The organism is Micromonospora sp. NPDC047762, assembly GCF_043204655.1.
Classification (GTDB): domain Bacteria; phylum Actinomycetota; class Actinomycetes; order Mycobacteriales; family Micromonosporaceae; genus Micromonospora.
In genome coordinates this window covers 286,241-302,625 of record NZ_JBIDCQ010000007.1, presented here as the reverse complement: position 1 = coordinate 302,625, position 16,385 = coordinate 286,241, and the positions used below count along the sequence as shown (strand labels likewise).

Annotated in this window: 13 protein-coding genes; 8 read left to right on the top strand and 5 right to left on the bottom strand. The window is 70.8% G+C overall.

Translation table 11 applies throughout. The features are described 5' to 3' along the window. Positions 1-2: 2 nt before the first annotated feature. Genes ACGF3C_RS22750 through ACGF3C_RS22725 form a run of 6 tightly spaced genes read left to right on the top strand, consistent with a single transcriptional unit; the run spans position 3 to position 6,401 of the window. Positions 3-938 carry a thioesterase gene (locus ACGF3C_RS22750; RefSeq protein WP_357224996.1) on the top strand — a complete coding sequence of 312 codons (936 nt, stop codon included), beginning with the start codon at positions 3-5 and terminating at the stop codon, positions 936-938. Beyond that, complete coding sequence (locus tag ACGF3C_RS22745; RefSeq protein ID WP_357225001.1) at positions 935-1,621, top strand: DsbA family protein; 687 nt, start codon at positions 935-937, stop codon at positions 1,619-1,621. Before ACGF3C_RS22750 ends, ACGF3C_RS22745 begins: the two co-directional genes overlap by 4 nt. After that, entirely contained in the window at positions 1,618-2,358 is a 741-nt protein-coding gene (locus ACGF3C_RS22740) for a class II aldolase/adducin family protein (RefSeq protein ID WP_357194112.1), read from the top strand. Before ACGF3C_RS22745 ends, ACGF3C_RS22740 begins: the two co-directional genes overlap by 4 nt. Before the next feature lie 8 nt (positions 2,359-2,366). Next, the gene (locus ACGF3C_RS22735; RefSeq protein ID WP_393224920.1) at positions 2,367-3,962 is read left to right on the top strand and encodes an AMP-binding protein; all 1,596 of its coding nucleotides are present in this window, start codon (positions 2,367-2,369) and stop codon (positions 3,960-3,962) included. Next, on the top strand, positions 3,959-5,215 hold the full coding sequence (locus ACGF3C_RS22730; RefSeq protein ID WP_357225009.1) for a cytochrome P450: 1,257 nt from the start codon (positions 3,959-3,961) through the stop codon (positions 5,213-5,215). The genes ACGF3C_RS22735 and ACGF3C_RS22730 overlap by 4 nt, the downstream gene beginning before the upstream one ends. A gap of 34 nt (positions 5,216-5,249) precedes the next feature. Beyond that, positions 5,250-6,401, top strand: coding sequence for an epoxide hydrolase family protein (locus ACGF3C_RS22725; RefSeq protein ID WP_357225013.1), 1,152 nt, complete (start codon positions 5,250-5,252; stop codon positions 6,399-6,401). Between the two features lie 50 nt (positions 6,402-6,451). Here the strand turns inward: ACGF3C_RS22725 and ACGF3C_RS22720 are convergent, their stop codons facing one another. From ACGF3C_RS22720 to ACGF3C_RS22700, 5 genes are read right to left on the bottom strand one after another with little or no spacing between them, the layout of a single operon-like run. Next, entirely contained in the window at positions 6,452-7,831 is a 1,380-nt protein-coding gene (locus tag ACGF3C_RS22720) for an NDP-hexose 2,3-dehydratase family protein (RefSeq protein ID WP_357225017.1), read from the bottom strand. After that, the gene (locus ACGF3C_RS22715) at positions 7,828-8,889 is read right to left on the bottom strand and encodes a glucose-1-phosphate thymidylyltransferase (protein WP_357225021.1); all 1,062 of its coding nucleotides are present in this window, start codon (positions 8,887-8,889) and stop codon (positions 7,828-7,830) included. Before ACGF3C_RS22715 ends, ACGF3C_RS22720 begins: the two co-directional genes overlap by 4 nt. Positions 8,890-8,929: 40 nt before the next feature. Then, positions 8,930-10,240: a lipopolysaccharide biosynthesis protein RfbH gene (gene rfbH / locus ACGF3C_RS22710; protein ID WP_357225025.1), complete on the bottom strand. Its 1,311-nt coding sequence runs from the start codon at positions 10,238-10,240 to the stop codon at positions 8,930-8,932. After that, a complete protein-coding gene (locus tag ACGF3C_RS22705; RefSeq protein WP_393224914.1) occupies positions 10,237-11,166 on the bottom strand; it encodes an NAD-dependent epimerase/dehydratase family protein in 930 nt (309 codons plus the stop codon). The genes rfbH and ACGF3C_RS22705 overlap by 4 nt, the downstream gene beginning before the upstream one ends. Further along, positions 11,163-12,149 carry a Gfo/Idh/MocA family protein gene (locus ACGF3C_RS22700; RefSeq protein WP_393224911.1) on the bottom strand — a complete coding sequence of 329 codons (987 nt, stop codon included), beginning with the start codon at positions 12,147-12,149 and terminating at the stop codon, positions 11,163-11,165. Before ACGF3C_RS22700 ends, ACGF3C_RS22705 begins: the two co-directional genes overlap by 4 nt. Positions 12,150-12,461: 312 nt before the next feature. Here ACGF3C_RS22700 and ACGF3C_RS22695 point away from each other — a divergent pair, with 312 nt between their 5' ends. Beyond that, a complete protein-coding gene (locus tag ACGF3C_RS22695; RefSeq protein ID WP_357222136.1) occupies positions 12,462-14,063 on the top strand; it encodes an FAD-binding oxidoreductase in 1,602 nt (533 codons plus the stop codon). A 203-nt stretch (positions 14,064-14,266) separates the two neighbouring features. Next, complete coding sequence (locus tag ACGF3C_RS22690) at positions 14,267-16,336, top strand: KedN5 family methylcobalamin-dependent radical SAM C-methyltransferase (RefSeq protein WP_393224908.1); 2,070 nt, start codon at positions 14,267-14,269, stop codon at positions 16,334-16,336. Positions 16,337-16,385 lie beyond the last annotated feature (49 nt).

Sequence of the window (16,385 nt, the reverse complement as noted above, 5' to 3'; positions counted from 1 at the left end):
CAATGACCGTGACGATCACACCAAGACCCACAGTGGTGCACACCGAACCGGGGTATGAGGGCGCCAACATCCGTACCTGGATCGGTTTCAAGCACTTCCTCTACCTGGTCGAGCAGGGCGTGCTGCGCTGGCTCCGCGACCAGGGCGCCGGCGCCGGTGAGCTGTACCTGCGGCACGGTCTCGGCCTGGAGATCGTGGAGAGCTCCGTGCAACTGCCCTCCGTGCTCGAACTGGACGACGAGGTGCGGGCCGAGGTCACCTCGGCCAGGGACAACCTGCTGAGCGTCCGGCTCGTCTCGACCCGGGACGGACAGGAGGTGACCGCGCTGCGGGGCCGGGTGCGGGTCGCGCTCGTCCGCGAGCGCACCGCCGAGACCTACCGTCGCGCGCCCGGCGGGCTCGACGCCCTGGAGGTCCCCGAGCTGGCCGCGGCGACGACGGTGAGGCACCCGGACCACCGGTCGCTGGCACCCGGTGAGACCGCCGAGGACGTGCTGGGCGCGGAGCCGGGCGCACACCTGTGGTCCTGGCGGGCGCCGTACTTCTACTGCCACTACTCCGACCGGGTCCAGCACTCCGGGTTCGTGCGCGCTCTGGAGGAGGTGGTGGACCGCTTCCTCGCCGACCGCGGCATCTCCGTCGGCCGCCTGCTGACCGAGCGGTCGTGGATCCCGGTGGTGTCGCGCAGCCACCTGCAGCTCGTCGAGGCCGCGCGGATGGAGGAGACAGTGCACACCGTCTTCACCGTCACCGACATCCTGCGCGGCGTGCTGTTCGACGGACGGATGCGGTGCCACGTCCAACGCGGCGACCGCCTGGTGCAGGTCGCGCAGGCGCGGATCCTGCACGGCTACGCCATCGCCGCCGGACCCGGCGCGGGCGGCATGGCCGAGCTCGATGACGAGGTGGTCGCGGCGCTGCGGGGAGACCGACGGTGAGCGCCCGGCCGCGGCTGTACTTCTCGTTCCGCAGCCCGTACAGCTGGCTCGCGGTGCGGCGGTTGCGCGAGGCCGTACCGGATCTGTTCACCAGGATGGACCTGCAGCCCTACTGGGACCCGGACGAGCGGTCGACGGCGGCACTGGCGGCGCGCGGCGGCGAGTTCCACTACGTGCAGATGAGCCGGGCCAAGCACCTGTACATGCTGCTCGACACCAAACGCCTGGCCCAGCGCCAGAACCTGACCATGGCCTGGCCGATCGACCGGGACCCGTGGTGGGAACTGCCGCATCTGGCCTGGCTGGCCGCGCGACGCGAGGGCCTGGCCGAGGCGTTCTACGACGCGCTGGCGCAGGCCCGCTGGGGACGGGGTGAGGACATCTGCCAGCCCGACACGGTGCGCCGTGCGGCGAAGGAGGCCGGGTTCGCTCCGGAGACGGCGGTGCTGGCCGCCGAGTCGGCGAGCATCCGGGAGGAGGGCGTGGACTGCCTGTACCGCGCGTACCTCGACGACATCTTCGGCATCCCCTACCTGAAGCTGGGGCGCCACCGGTTCTGGGGACTGGAACGGGTCGACGCCTTCCTGGAGATGTGGCAGGCGGGGGACGACCGGCCGGTGGTCACCGAGCCGGCCCGGCTGACCCCGCCGTACGACCTCGACACCCCGGGCGGATGCGGATGACCACGCGCCGCGAACCGCTCGCCGAACGGCGCTACCGCAAGCAGCGGCTCGCCGCGACACTGCGGCTGTTCGCCCGCTTCGGCTTCGACCACGGCGCCGGCGGACACGTCACCGCCCGTGACCCGATCGAGCCGGACCACTTCTGGATCAACCCGTTCGGCATGCACTTCGGACACGTGCGGGTCGCCGACCTCCTGCTGGTCGACGAGTCCGGCACTGTGGTCGCGGGCAAGGGCAGCGTGAACCCGGCCGGGTACGCGATCCACTCGCACGTGCACGCCGCCCGGCCGGACGTGGTGGCGGCCGCGCACACGCACTCCACGTACGGGCGGGCCTGGTCCACCCTCGGTCGACCGCTCGACCCGCTCACCCAGGACGCCTGCGCCTTCTACGAGGACCACTCGGTCTATGACGGCTTCGAGGGCGTGGTCCTGGAGTCGCAGGAGGCGAAGCACATCGCCGACCGGCTCGGCGACGCCAAGGCGGTGATCCTGCGCAATCACGGCCTGCTCACCGTCGGCGGGAGCGTGCAGGAGGCGGCGTGGTGGTTCATCACCATGGATCGCAGCTGCCAGGTGCAACTGCTCGCCGAGGCGGCCGGCCGGCCGGTACCGATCCGCCCGGACGCCGCGCGGGCCACGGCGGCCCTGATGGGCACGCCGGGCATGGGCCGGCTCAACTTCTCCCCGCTGTACGACGACATCATCCGCGCCCAACCCGACCTGATCGAGGAGTAGACGCGCCCATGCCGACGTTGATCAACGACCTCATCGCCGCGAACGGACACCGCACGGCCCTGGTCGACAAGCGCGGCCGTTCCAGCTGGCCGGAGCTCGGTTCGCGGGTGCATCGCTGGATGGGCGTCCTGGCCGCCGAAGGGCTGGGCCGCGGCGACCAGGTGGCCTGCGTGCTCGGCAATCGCCGGGAGACGTTCGAGATCCTGCTCGCCTGCCTGCACCGCGGGATCACCGTGGTGCCGGTCAACTGGCACCTGACCGAGCCGGAGATCGCCTACCTCATCACCGACTCGGAGTGTCGGGGGCTGATCGTCGAGGAGCCCTACGCGCAGGTGAGCGGCCGGGCCGCCGCCCGCGCGCCCGGGGAGGTCCCGACGCGACTGGTGCTCGGCGACCGTGACGTGCCCGGCTTCCGGGCGGTGGAGCCTCTGCTCGCCGCCGCGGATCCGGCCGAACCGGCCGAGCAGTCCTGCGGCTCCACCATGCTCTACACGTCCGGGACCACCGGCGCACCCAAGGGCGTGCTCAACGGCATGTTCGTGGTCGGAGCGCCGTTCACCCGGGTGGCCAAACTGCTGGAGTACGCCCGCGTGGTCCTCGACGTCCCGGCGAACGAGCGGTTCCTGCTCGACGGGCCCTGGTACCACTCGTCGCAGCTGTTCCTCGCGCTGCTCGCCCTGCTGCGCGGCTGCACGCTGCACATCCAGGAGCGGTTCGACCCGGAGGCCACGCTCGCGGTCATCGACGCGGAGCAGATTTCCGCGGCGCATCTGGTGCCGACCCAGCTGGTGCGGTTGCTCCGGCTGCCGGAGCACGTCCGCCGCGGCTTCTCCGGCGCATCGCTACGGCGGGTCTGGCACGGCGGTGGGCCGTGCCCGCCGGACGTCAAACGGGCCATGATCGAGTGGTGGGGGCCGGTGTTCCTGGAGTACTACGGCGCCACCGAGGGCGGCGTCGTGAGCCTGATCAACTCACACGACTGGCTGCGCCGACCGGGCAGCGTGGGCCGCGCCGTGCCGCCGTACGAACTCGTGGTGGTCGACGAGGAGGGTGCCCCGGTGCCCGCCGGTGTGTCCGGGCGGGTGTTCGTCCGGCGCCTCACCGGGCGCACGTTCCAGTACCACAAGGCGCCCGAGAAGACCCGGGCCGTGCACCTGGCCCCGGACAAGTTCACCTACGGCGAACTGGGACACCTGGACGAGGCCGGCTTCCTGTACCTCGACGGCCGTGCCCAGGACCTGATCGTCACCGGGGGCGTGAACGTCTATCCCACGGAGGTCGAGGCGGTGCTGCTGGCCCATCCGGCGGTACGGGACGCCGCCGTCATCGGCGTGCCCGACCACGAGTTCGGGGAGCACGTGGCCGCGGTGATCGAGCTGGCTCTGCCCGAGCCGGCCGACCTGTTCGCGCTGCTCGATCCGCACTGCCGCCGCTCGCTCGCGGGTTTCAAGACGCCTCGGGCGTACCACGTGGTGGCCGCCCTGCCCCGGGACACCTCGGGCAAGTTGCGGAAGGACGCGCTGCGCCGCGCCATCGCGCCACCCGCCCCGGACGACCCGGATGCGGTGCTGGAGCGGACGTCGTCGGCGGAGCCGGTGCCGTGACCGGCGTGTCGGGCGCCACCCGGCCGGACATCGCCCATCCGGCCACCTACGCGCACGGGGTGCCGCACGCCGAGTTCGCCCGTCGGCGGCGCGACGAACCGGTGGCCTGGGTCGACGAGCCGCTACTGACCCGGCACAGCGCGAGCGGCCGGATCACCGAGCGGGGCCGCGGGTACTGGGCGGTCACCACGCACGCGGCGGTGCAGGAGGCGTCGCGGCGCACCGGCGACTTCTCGTCCGGGCGGGCCGGCGCCTTCCTCGTCGACCCACGGACACCGGCGGACCTGCGGCAGACCCGGCAGCTGCTGATCAGCATGGACGCACCGCAGCACGTCCAGATCCGCCGCCTGGTGACCTCGGTCTTCACGCCCCGTGCGGTCGGCGGTCTCGCCGACGGGGTCGCGGCACACGCCACCGAGCTGGTCCGGCGCGTCGTGCGCACCGGCGAGCTGGACGTGGTCACCGACCTGGCGGCCGAGTTGCCGTTGCTGGTGCTCTGCGACCTGCTCGGTGTCCCGCGCGCCGATCGCCACCTGCTGTACGGGTGGAGCAACCATCTGGTCGGCTTCGACGATCCCGAGTTCGGCGGCGGGGACGTGGACGCGTACCGGCGGACGTTCGCCGAGGCGTTCACCTACGCGCTGGAGCTGGCGGCCGAGCGCCGCGCGCACCCGCAGCCCGACCTGATCAGTCGGCTCGCCGTCGCCGAGGTGGACGGCCGGCGGCTGTCCGACCGCGAATTCTGCATGTTCTGGCTGCTGCTGGTGGTGGCCGGTAACGAGACCACCCGACACCTCATCGCCGGCTCGCTGTCGGCCCTGGTCGACGACCACGAGCAGCGCGACCGACTGGTGGCTGGCACGGTGCCCATCGCCGCGGCGGTCGACGAGCTGATCCGCCATGTCACGCCGATCATGCAGTTCCGACGTACCGCCACTCGCGACACCGAGCTGGCCGGGCAGGCCATCGCGGCCGACGACAAGGTGGTCCTCTACTACACCTCGGCGAACCGCGACCCGGCCGTCTTCACCGAGCCGGACCGGCTCGACCTCGGCCGCAGTCCCAATCCGCACCTGGCGTTCGGCATCGGGCCTCATTTCTGCCTGGGCGCCCACCTGGCCCGGCACGAGTTGACCGCCCTGCTCCGGGCGATCCTCCCGCACCTGCCGTCGCTGGTGCGTACCGGACCGGAGATCCGGTTGGAGTCGAACTTCGTGAACGGTTTGAAGTCTTTTCCCGCACAGATCCGATAAGCGCGTGCTTCAGCCAACCGAAGGGAATTGCGCGATGGAAGAGTTCCGGATCGACATCCCACAACCCGACGTCGACGACCTGCGTCGCCGACTGGCGGCCACCCGGTGGCCCGGCGAACTCGCCAGCGTCGGCTGGGAACGCGGCGTGCCGCTGGGCTACCTGCAGGAGCTCACCGACTACTGGGCCACCACCTTCGACTGGCGGGCCGCGGAGGCTCGGCTCAACCAGATGCCCCAGTTCCGGACCGAGATCGACGGCGCGATGATCCACTTTGTGCACGTGCGCAGCCCGGAACCGGACGCGGTGCCGCTGATCCTCACCCACGGCTGGCCCGGCTCGTTCGCGGAGTTCACCGAGATCGTCGGCCCGCTCACCGACCCGCGCGCACACGGTGGCGACCCGGCCGACGCGTGCCACGTGGTGATCCCGTCGCTGCCCGGGTACGGCTTCTCCAGCCTGCCGGACACCGGCTGGGACGTGGTGCGGATCGCCTCCGCGTGGTCGGAGCTGATGCGCCGGCTCGGCTACGACAGGTACGTGGCGCAGGGCGGTGACGCCGGATCGGTGATCTCGCAGGCGCTCGGCGTCATCGACCCGGCGCACTGCGCGGGGGTACACGTGAACATGCTGATGACCTTCCCGTCCGGCGACCCGGCCGACCTGGACGGCCTGAGCGAGCGGGACATGGCGCGGCTGGGCCGGCTGCGCGAGTTCGACGAGCACCTGTCCGGTTACATGAAGATCCAGCAGACCCGCCCCCAGACGCTGGCGTACGCGCTCACCGACTCACCGGTCGGGCAGCTCGCCTGGATCGTGGAGAAGTTCCGGGAGTGGACCGACAGCGAGAAGGTGCCGGAGGACGCGGTGTCGCGCGACGACATCCTGACGCTGGTGTCGCTGTACTGGTTCACCGCCACCGCCGGGCCCTCGGCGCAGTTCTACTACGAGGGCGCGGCCGCGGTGAAGGCGGCGGCCGCCGGGGCGGCGCCCCCTCCGATCACCGTGCCGGTCGGTGTGGCCGTGTTCCCGAAGGACATCTTCCTGCCGGTACGCCGATTCGCCGAGGCGCACATCCCCACCATCGCCCGGTGGACCGAGTTTGACCAGGGCGGTCACTTCGCCGCCCTGGAGCAGCCCGGCCCCCTGGTCGACGACGTCCGGGAGTTCGTGCGTCTGGTGCGCTGATCGACAACCGCCGCGGCCGGCCGGGTGATCCCGGCCGGCCGTGGTGTGCGTCAGAGGACGACCGCGCCGGTGGTGATGGCGGACAGCAATGTCCTGGCCTGGACGTTGACATAGTGCCCGTGCCGGAGCAGCGCGGTCAGCTGGCCCGGTGTCAGCCAGCGGTATCCCGGCGGCGGATCGGCGGGCGCCGCGTCGGTCTCCAGGACGACGCAGCGGTTCTCCGCGTGGTAGAAACGCCCGCCCTCTTCGGCGTGCACCACGTCGTATCGGATCTGGCCGGGCGTCGCCGACCTGATCAGGTCCAGGAATGCCGGCCCGGTGCCCGAGCCGTGGTGCCCGGGTGTGCACTGTACGGTCGGCCCGAGCTCCACCGTGTTGTGGAAGCCGGCCTCCACCCGGGCGTGCGTGAGCAGATGCGGCACGCCGCCGAACCGGCGGGTCAGGAACGCGATCAACCCTCGTTCCAGCGGTTCGAAGAGTGGCTGGGTCCAGCCGCGCACCTCGCGGTTGTCGGCTTCGACCGAGACCGCCATCACCCGGAAGTAGCGCGGCGGGACGTGTTCGATGGTCCGGTCGCCGATGGCCCAGCCGGGCAGCCCGCGCAGCGGCACCAGCCGGCCGTGGAGGTCGTGGCGTGTGCGTTCCGCGGTGAACCAGGAACGCACCTCGGTGTCGTCGTGCCGGGCCACCGCATCGCCGAAGGCCACCGGCGCGCAGGCCAGTACCGTACGGGTGTCCATGTTGATCAGGTTGTCGACCTGCATCAGACGGCCGATCTGGCCGAGGGTGAGCCAGCAGAAGTCCGCGCCGGCGTCGACCGGGGCGCCAGTCTCGACGATCATGTTCCGGTTCGTCTTGTGGTGGAACCAGGACCCGTGCTCCGACTGCAGCACGTCGGTGAGCGGCCGGCCGCGGTGCGGATCGGTGAAGAGCTCCAGGTGGCGCACCGGCGCCCCCCGGTGCGCCCCGGTGTAGTTGCTGCGGGTGGCCTGAACCGTCGGCGAGAGCTGCACCGGTGTCGGGTTGCCGGGCTCGGCCTTGGCCTGCAGGAGGAAGTGCAGAACGCCGTCGAACTCGGTGGCGACGATGCCCAGGATGCCCACCTCGGGCTGGTTGATGATCGGCTGCCACCACTCCAGGTGCGGCGACCCACCGGTGCGTACGTGCAGGCCCTCCACAGTGAAGAAACGGCCGCTGTGGTGCACCAGGTTGCCGGTGCCCGGAGCGAACCCCCAACCGTCCAACTCCTGGAACGGGATCGGCGTCACCCGGAACCGCTGGGCGCGTGCCCGCTCCGCCAGCCAGCCCGGCACGTCCGTCGTACGGATGGCCGCGCCGGCCTCGGTCTCGGCCGCCGAGCGAGCCAGGCGTTGCGCCAGCCCGTCGTCCTCACGCGGGCGCAGCCGGAGCGCCGCCCCCGGCGCGCTCATGCGGCCAGCTCGATCCGGGTGTCGTCACCGATCACCAGCCGGTGCGCGAGGCCGTCGCCCGCACTGACCGTCGCGGCGCGCCCGATCAGCGACCGGGCCAGTGGCGGCACCGCCGAGATGGTGGCACCAGCGAGCACCACCGAGTCGGCCACGTTGCACCGACGCAGGACGCAGTCCGGGCCGACGGCGGTGAACGGCCCCACCATGCTGTCCTCCACGAGGGTTCCCGCCCCGATGACGGCCGGGCCGTCGATGCGGGAGCGCACCACCCGGGCGCCGGGCTCGACGACGACCTGCCCGGTCAGGATGCTGGCCGGGTCGACGTCGCCGGCGATGCCGGGCGTCAGGTCGGCCAGCATCCGGCGATTGCAGTCGAGCAGGTCGTCGACCTGCCCGGTGTCCTTCCAGTAGCCGTCGTAGACGCTGGCGCGTACGTCCGCGCCGGAGGCGAGGAGCCACTGGACCGCGTCGGTGATCTCCAGCTCCCCGCGGGTGCTCGCGTCGATGGCGGCCACCGCCTCGTGTACCGCCGCCGTGAAGAAGTAGACGCCGATCATCGCCAGATCGCTGCGCGGCCGGGCCGGCTTCTCCACCACCCGCAGCACCGTGCCGTGCGGGTCGAGCTCGGCGACGCCGAACTCCTGCGGGTCGCTGACCTTGTGCACCACGATCTGGGCGGCCGGGCGGTGCACGCGGAAGTCGGCGGCGATGTCGGCGACACCGTCGGGCAGCACGTTGTCGCCCAGGTACATGACAAAGTCGTCGTCGCCGAGGAAGGAACGTGCCAGCCGGACGCAGTCCGCGAGCCCGCGCGGCTGGTCCTGGTGCAGGTACGTGATCGGTACGCCGAAACGCCGGCCGTCGCCCAGCGCCGTCCTGATGTCGGGCCCCCACCGACCGACCACCACCCCGATCTCGGTGACGCCGAGGCCGCTGACGGTTTCCAGCACCAGTTCCAGTACCGGTCGATTGGCCACGGGGAGCAGTTGTTTCGGCATGGAATGACTGAGCGGGCGGAATCGCGTGCCGGAACCGCCCGACAGGACCAGAGCCTTCACCGTGGAAATTCCTTTCCTTGCAGGAAGTGTGGACGCTCGTTCAGTGGCGTCCGGCGACGAATTCCCGGATGGTCCGCCCGACGTGGAGGATCATGTCGTCGGTGATGCCGGGATAGACGCCGATCCAGAAGGTGCCGTGCACCACCGCGTCGCTGTTGGACAGGTCACCGGCGACCCGGAACTCGACATCCCGGTAGGCCGGGTGCCGGGTCAGGTTGCCGCTGAACAGCAGCCGGGTACGGATCTGCCGCTCCTCCAGGTGTTGCTGCAGCTCACCGCGGCCGAACGGTGCGTCAGGCGTGACGGTGAGCGCGAACCCGAACCAGCTCGGATCCGAGCCCGGTGTGGGACGCGGCAGCAGCAGTCCCGGCACTCCGTCGAGCTCCTCGCGCAGCCGCTGCCAGTTCTTGCGCCGGGCCTCACCGAACGCCTGGATCCGCTCCAGCTGGCTCAGCCCGAGCGCCGCCTGCAGGTCGGTCGCCTTCAGGTTGTAGCCGACCTGCGAGAACGTGTACTTGTGGTCGTAACCGGCCGGCAGTGTGCCGAGCTGCCAGTCGAACCGCTTCTTGCAGCGGTTGTCCTCCCCGGGCTCGCACCAGCAGTCGCGCCCCCAGTCCCGGAAGGACTCCACGAGGTGGGCCAGTTCCACGCTGTCGGTGAGCACGCAGCCGCCCTCGCCCGTGGTGATGTGGTGGGCCGGATAGAAACTGACAGTGCTGAGGTGGCCGAACGTGCCGGTGAGCCGCCCGCGGTACAGCGAGCCGACCGCGTCGCAGTTGTCCTCGATGAACCACAGCCCGTGCCGCTCGGCCAGGTCGGCGATCTCGGCCGCCTCGAACGGGTTGCCGAGCGCGTGGGCGATCATGACGGCGCGGGTGCGTGGCCCGATCGCTGCGGCCACCCGCTCCGCTGTGGTGTTGTACGTGCCGAGTTCCACGTCGACGAACACCGGTATCAGACCGTTCTGCACGATCGGGTTCACGGTGGTGGGAAAGCCCGCGGCCACCGTGATGACCTCGTCGCCGGGCCGCAGACGCCGGTCTCCCAGCTCCGACGCGCGTAGCGCGGACAGGGCCAGCAGGTTGGCCGACGATCCCGAGTTGACAAGGTGGGCCTTGCGGAGGCCGAAGTACCGCGCGAAGGAGCGCTCGAACCGCAGCGCGTGGAACCCCGCGGCGATCCGCATGTCCATCGCCGCCTCGACCAGCGCCAGCCGGTCTTCGGCTTCGAGCACCGCGCCGGACGACAGCACCGGCGTGACGCCCGGAACGAACTCCTGGTCGTCCGGTGTGCGTTCGTTGTGATAGGCCCGGACCAGGTCCAGGATCATTGCCTTGAGGTCCGGGGTCATGGTGTGCTCGCCTCCTGCGCGGGATGGCCGGGGAACGGGTGGGACCGGGCGGCCTGCCAGATCCCGAGCAGCGTCTCGGGCAGCTTCCGGCGCGCCGACCAGCCGAGCACCGTGTACGCCCGGCGGGTGTCGGCCCGCTGCCAGTCGCCGTCGGCGGAGCGCGCGCCGGTCGTCGGCGCCGGCCGCAGCTCCAGTCGGTAGGGGACACCGCTGACCTCGGCGAGCGCCCGGACCAGTTCCTCTGCGGTCCGGGTGACACCCGACCCGATGTTGAACAGCCCGGGAGCGATCTGCCGTGCCGTGCCGGCAGCCAGGACGGCGTCGGCGGCGTCGCGTGCGTCCACGTAGTCGCGGTACTGCGCCAGGTCCGTCAGCTCCAGGTGTGCTGTCGTACCGGCCCGGTGCGCCGCCACCAGCCGGTTCACCGTCCGGCCCAGCACGCTGACCGGTGACATGCCGGCCCCGATGACGTTGAACAGCCGCAGCACCACCGCCTCGACGCCGTGCCGTTCAGCGAGGCGGCGTACCAGTTCGGTGCCGGCCAGCTTCGACCGTCCGTACGCGCTGCGCGGTGCGGCCGGGGAGTCCTCGGTCAGGGCTGTCGGCGGTGGCTGCGGCGCGTACTCCAGCGACGAACCGAGATGCACCAGCCGGGCGTCGGCACCGGCCTCGGCCACGGCCCGCACCACGAGTCCGGCGAGTTCGACGTTGGCGGCGGTGAGCCGGTCGGGCTCCGGCCGCCAGATCTCACCGGCGGCGTTGACCACCACGCCGGGCCGCGCCGCGCGGATCGCCTCGGTCAGCGACCCGGTCGCGACCTCGGGCCGGCGCCCGGCCACGACCACGTCCCAGCCGGCCGAGGTCAGCCGGTCACGGACGTGCCGGCCCAGCAGACCCGTGCCGACCACCAGGGCGCGGCCGGTCACGGCTCGCCCAGGCCGGCCGCCCGGCGGATGGTGTCGACCAGCCGCGCGTGCCCCAGCATCTCGGCGTGGTGCCCGGACAGGTCGTGCTCGCCGCACACCGCCGCCACGAAGGTGCGGACCAGCGCGGCGAACTGGTCCTCGGCGGCCAGCGTCCGCGACTCGCGGCGGTCCTGCTGCCGCAACCCGAGCACCGGGCGGTGTTCCGGCGGCGGCGTGAACGCGCGCTCCAACCGCAGCTCACCGGTGCTGCCCCACAGCTCGTACCCGCTGCGGTAGAAGTGCTCGAAGCCGAACCCGACCTGCACCGCGACCTGGTTCGGCCCGCTCAGCAGCACGGTGCCCGCCACGTCCACGCCGGACGGTCCGGTGCGCAGGTCCGCGCCCACCACCCGCAGGTTCGGGCCGACGAAGTGACGTGCCGCGCGCAGAGGGTAGAAGCCGACGTCGAGCAGCGCCCCGCCGCCCAGGTCCGGGCGGTACCGGATGTCACCGTTGTGCAGCGGCGGAATCCCGAACACGCTGCTGAAGGCGCGTAGCTCCCCGATCTCGCCGGCCGCGTACGCGCGGCGCACCGCGGCGTGCTGGCCGTGCAGGAGGAACGCGGAGTTCTCCATCAGGGTGAGGCCGCGCTCGGCCGCCTGGGCAACCAGATCCGCTGTCTGCTTCTCGGTGCCCACCATCGGCTTCTCGGCCAGCACATGCTTGCCGGCGGCCAACGCCGCGCCCGCCCACCGGTGCCTCAGCCCGATCGGCAGCGGCAGGTAGACCGCTTCCACGTCGGAACGCTCGAGTAGCTCCTCGTACCGGTTCACCGCGGCGCAGCCGAACCGGGCCGCGAAACGGTCGGTGCGTGCCGGGTCACGTCCGGCGATCGCGACGGTACGCAGACCCGGTTCCGCCGCAGCCGCGGGCAGCAGCTTGCGCCACGCGATGTCCGCGCAGCCGAGCACGCCCAGGCGAACGGGGACCGGCACGTGGTTCATCGGCGTCGCCCCAGAACGAGAGCGACCCGCAACCGCACGTACAGCATGGGAATCACCTGATCACCATCGCGGAGCACCGCCCGGGACGGCATCTCACACGTTGCGCAGCCGGCTCGTCCGTCCGCTGAGCGCAACTTGCGAGATGCCCGGGATGTCGCCGCTGCGGCACAGTGGTGCCATCGCAGGCAGCGTCGCCTGTCGATGTTCGGTCCGGGCGCCGGGCGGCACCGCAATCTGGAAGAAGATCGCGCGTGGCCAGAGCAAGCAGACTGAGCCGGATCAGTCGACTTATTCCGATGGGTAGGTGCTCACATGGTTGCATCGCGCCGGCAGTTCCTCGGCTCGGCCGCTGCTGTCTCCGGCGCTGCTGTCACCGGCTTGGTCCTGCAGCCCGGCGCTGCGCAGGCCGTCGGTCACAGCGGTGGGGCGGCCTTGCCGAATGTGGTGGTGCGTCCGGACGACCCGCGTTACCCCGAACTGCTGACGCGCGGGTTCAACGCGCGTTTCGTCTTCTCCCCGGATTCGATCGTGCTGGCCTACTCGGCCGGCCAGGTTCAGGAGGCGGTGCAGCGGGCGGTCAAGGAGGGCCGCAAGTTCACCGTCCGCAGCGGCGGGCACTGCCTCGAGGCGTTGGTCGCCGACCCGCGCTTCGACATGCTCATCGACGTGTCCCCGATGCACCAGGTTTCCTGGGACTCCAAGATGAACGCCTTCTCGGTCGGCGCGGGCAGCACGCTCGCGCAGGCGTACAAAGCGCTCTACCTGGGTTGGGGCGTGACCATCCCCGGTGGGGTGTGCCCACCGGTGGGCATCGGCGGACACACCGCCGGCGGGGGATACGGGCCGCTGTCCCGGCGGTACGGTCTCATCTCCGATCACCTGTACGCGGTCGAGGTGGTGACCGTCGACGCCAAGGGCAAGGCCCGCATCGTCGTCGCCACGCGCCGCCCCGACGACCCGAACCGCGACCTGTGGTGGGCGCACACAGGTGGTGGCGGCGGCAACTTCGGCGTCGTCACCCGGTACTGGTTCCGCGACCCGCGGGCCACCGGAAACAACCCGACCAAGGCGCTGCCGCGGCCGCCGGCCCGGCTCCTGATGACCTGGGTGACCTGGCCATGGGAGTCGCTGAGCCAGGCGGACTTCAAGCGGCTGGTGCAGAACCACGGTGCCTGGCACGCGGCGAACAGCGGGCCAGACTCGCCGTACGTCGTCATGCACAGCGCCCTGCACCTCAACATGAAGAGGGACTACGCGCTCTACCTGGAGTGCCGGATGGACGCCACGGCGCCCAATGCCCGCCGGATGGTTGAGGACTACATCGCCGCTGTCTCCGAGGGCGTGTCAGTGCAGGGCTACGTCGAGATGAACGAGGAGCTCTGGCTCGCCAACGCGTTGTTCGAGTACCCCCGTTCGCTCGGCGCCCGGACGAAGTCGGCGGGCAGCAACCTGCGCAAGCCGCTCACCGACCACCAGATCGACATCGTCTACGGGGCACTGACGGACCCCGACGCCAAGAACTCCTGCCTGGTCTACCTCGGTGCCTACGGCGGGCAGGTCAACGCGGTTGCGTCGGACGCCACCGCGGTGCCCCAGCGGGACTCCATTCTGCGCTTCTGGATCGACTCCACCTGGGCCGATCCGAACGCGGACGCGGAGGCTGTGGAGTGGACCCGCCGTCTCTACCGGGACGTGCACGCCGCCACCGGCGGGGTGCCGGTCCCGAACGACCAGTACGACGGCTGCTACATCAACTACCCCAGCAAGGACACCAAGGACCCGGCGTGGAACACGTCCGGGGTGCCCTGGCACGACCTCTACTACAAGGACAGCTACCCGAAGCTTCAGCGGATCAAGAAGAAGTACGACCCGCTGAACACCTTCCAACACGCGATGTCCATCGAGCCCGCCTGACCGGGCGGTTCGTCCAGGTCTTGCCCGCAGACCGCTGACACAGCCGGTCGCGAAGCGGCCCCACGCCCATCGACTGACGGGTGTGGGGCCGGTTGCGTACTGCCCTGACGACGGTGTGACGGAAGAGGTGGCGGTCCTTGCCGGACAGCCGGGACGACCTGAGTCCCGGCCGACCCGATCCGATCAGCAAACGGAGGACCGACATGACGAGCCCGGACGGCAATGCGAACGCCACCACCAAGGTGTTCCTGGTGCAACAGGGTGTCTGGGAGATGCCGCTGGAGTCGATGCCGCTGGCGTCGGGCTACCTGAAGTCGACGGCCCTGGCCGACGACCGGATCCGCGACGCCTGCGACATCAGCATCCACAACTTCCGCGGCGGCACCACCAACGCCACCATGGCCAACGCCCTGTTCAGCGACGAGCCGCCGGACGTTCTCGCGTTCAGCGTGCTGGGCTGGAACTACCGGTCCTTCGGATCACTGGCCGCGACGTTCAAACAGCTCAACCCGGACGGCTGGGTCGTCTTCGGCGGCACCCACGTGGCCGAGCAGGCCGATCGGGTGTTCCGGATGTTCCCCGAGGTCGACGTCGTGGTCAACGGGGAGGGCGAGCTGACGTTCCGCGATCTGCTCAACTGCTATCTGGACGGCGTGGACAAGCACGCGCTGCACGCGGTGGCGGGTGTGTCGTTCCGCGAAACCGACGGCGCCACCTGCCACAACGTCGCCCGGGACCGGATCGAGGACCTCGAGATCATACCGTCGCCCTTCCTGACCGGGGCGCTGGAGATGACCGACGCCGACGGCAATTTCCGGTACGACGTGGCGCTGATGGAGACCAACCGGGGCTGCCCGTACAAGTGCGCGTTCTGCTACTGGGGCGGCGCCGTCGGGCAGAAGGTCCGGGCGTTCTCGCCGGAGCGGATGCGCGCGGAGCTCGAGATGTTCGGCCGGCTCAAGGTGCACACCGTGGTCGCCTGCGACGCCAACTTCGGGCTCCTGCCCGGTGACGTGGAGTTCGTCGAGACGCTCATCGAGACTCGGGACCGGCTCGGTTTCCCGCGCGCGCTGGAGACGTCCTGGGCGAAGAACAAGTCGAAGACGTTCTTCCGCATCGTCAAGATGATGAAGGAAGCCGGCATGCGGAGCTCCTTCACGCTCGCGCTGCAGACGCTCAGCGACACCGCACTGGACACCATGAACCGGCGCAACATGAAGGTCAACGAATGGGAGGACCTCGCCGCCTGGCTGGACGAGGAGGGGCTCGACTGTTACGCCGAGCTGATCTGGGGCGCGCCGGGCGAGACGGTGCAGTCCTTCATGGAAGGCTACGACCGTCTGTCACGGCGGGTGTCGCGGATCGCGGTGTACCCGATCCTGCTGTTGCCCAACACCGACTACATGGAGAAGAAGGAGCAGTACGGCATCAAGGCCGTCCGCGGTGACAACGACGACTTCGAGTACGTGCTCGCGCACAACACCATGACCTTCGCCGAGAACCAGCAGATGCAGCGCTTCCTCTTCATGGCTCGGGTGGTGGCGGAGAACGCGGTCCTGCGCTGGATCTGGCCGGCGCTGCGGCACCTCGCCGGCATCACCCAGTCCCAGGTGCTGCGCCACCTGGACACCTGGATCAGCACCACTGACGATCCGGCGGCCGCGCCACTGCGCGGGTACGCCGCGACCGCTGTCGGCGGAACCGGCGCGTTCGGGGCGGCGATCACCTACCTCTACACCGATCCGGACGCGGAGCGGATGCTGCACCGCTGGTGGGACGAGGCGATTCGGCCGCTGGTGCCCGCCGAGGCGGCGCCGGTGCTGGACGAGGTGTTCCGGTACGACCTGCTCACCCAGCCGGTCTACCGCCCTGCCGACCATCCGGTCGGTGAGGACCTGCCGGTGGTGCTGGTCCGCGATGAGGAGTACTACCTGCGCAGCGGGGTGCGGCTCCGCTACGACGTGCCGGCCATCGTCGCGGCCATCCGGCGCGGCGAGGAGCCGGACCTGTCGCCGGTGGACTTCACTGTCGACCTGTACTACCGCACTGGCTCGGAGTCGGCGGTCACGTCGACCAACCACGAGATCGTCGTGCACTTCATGGGGATGACCGCCGAGGAGGTCCACGACAACGCGCGGGGGAGTGCCGAGGGCCTGAGCGAGGCGGAGTTCGAGGCCGCCTCGGCGTCGCGGTCCGCGGAGGCCGGCTCCCCGGCTCCGGACGGACGGACCACGCTCGGGATGCTCAAGGCGGACAAGGGCGGCTGTTCCTGAGACATGCCGCGGGCCCGGTGCCTCAGTGGGAGGCGCCGGGCCCTGGCGT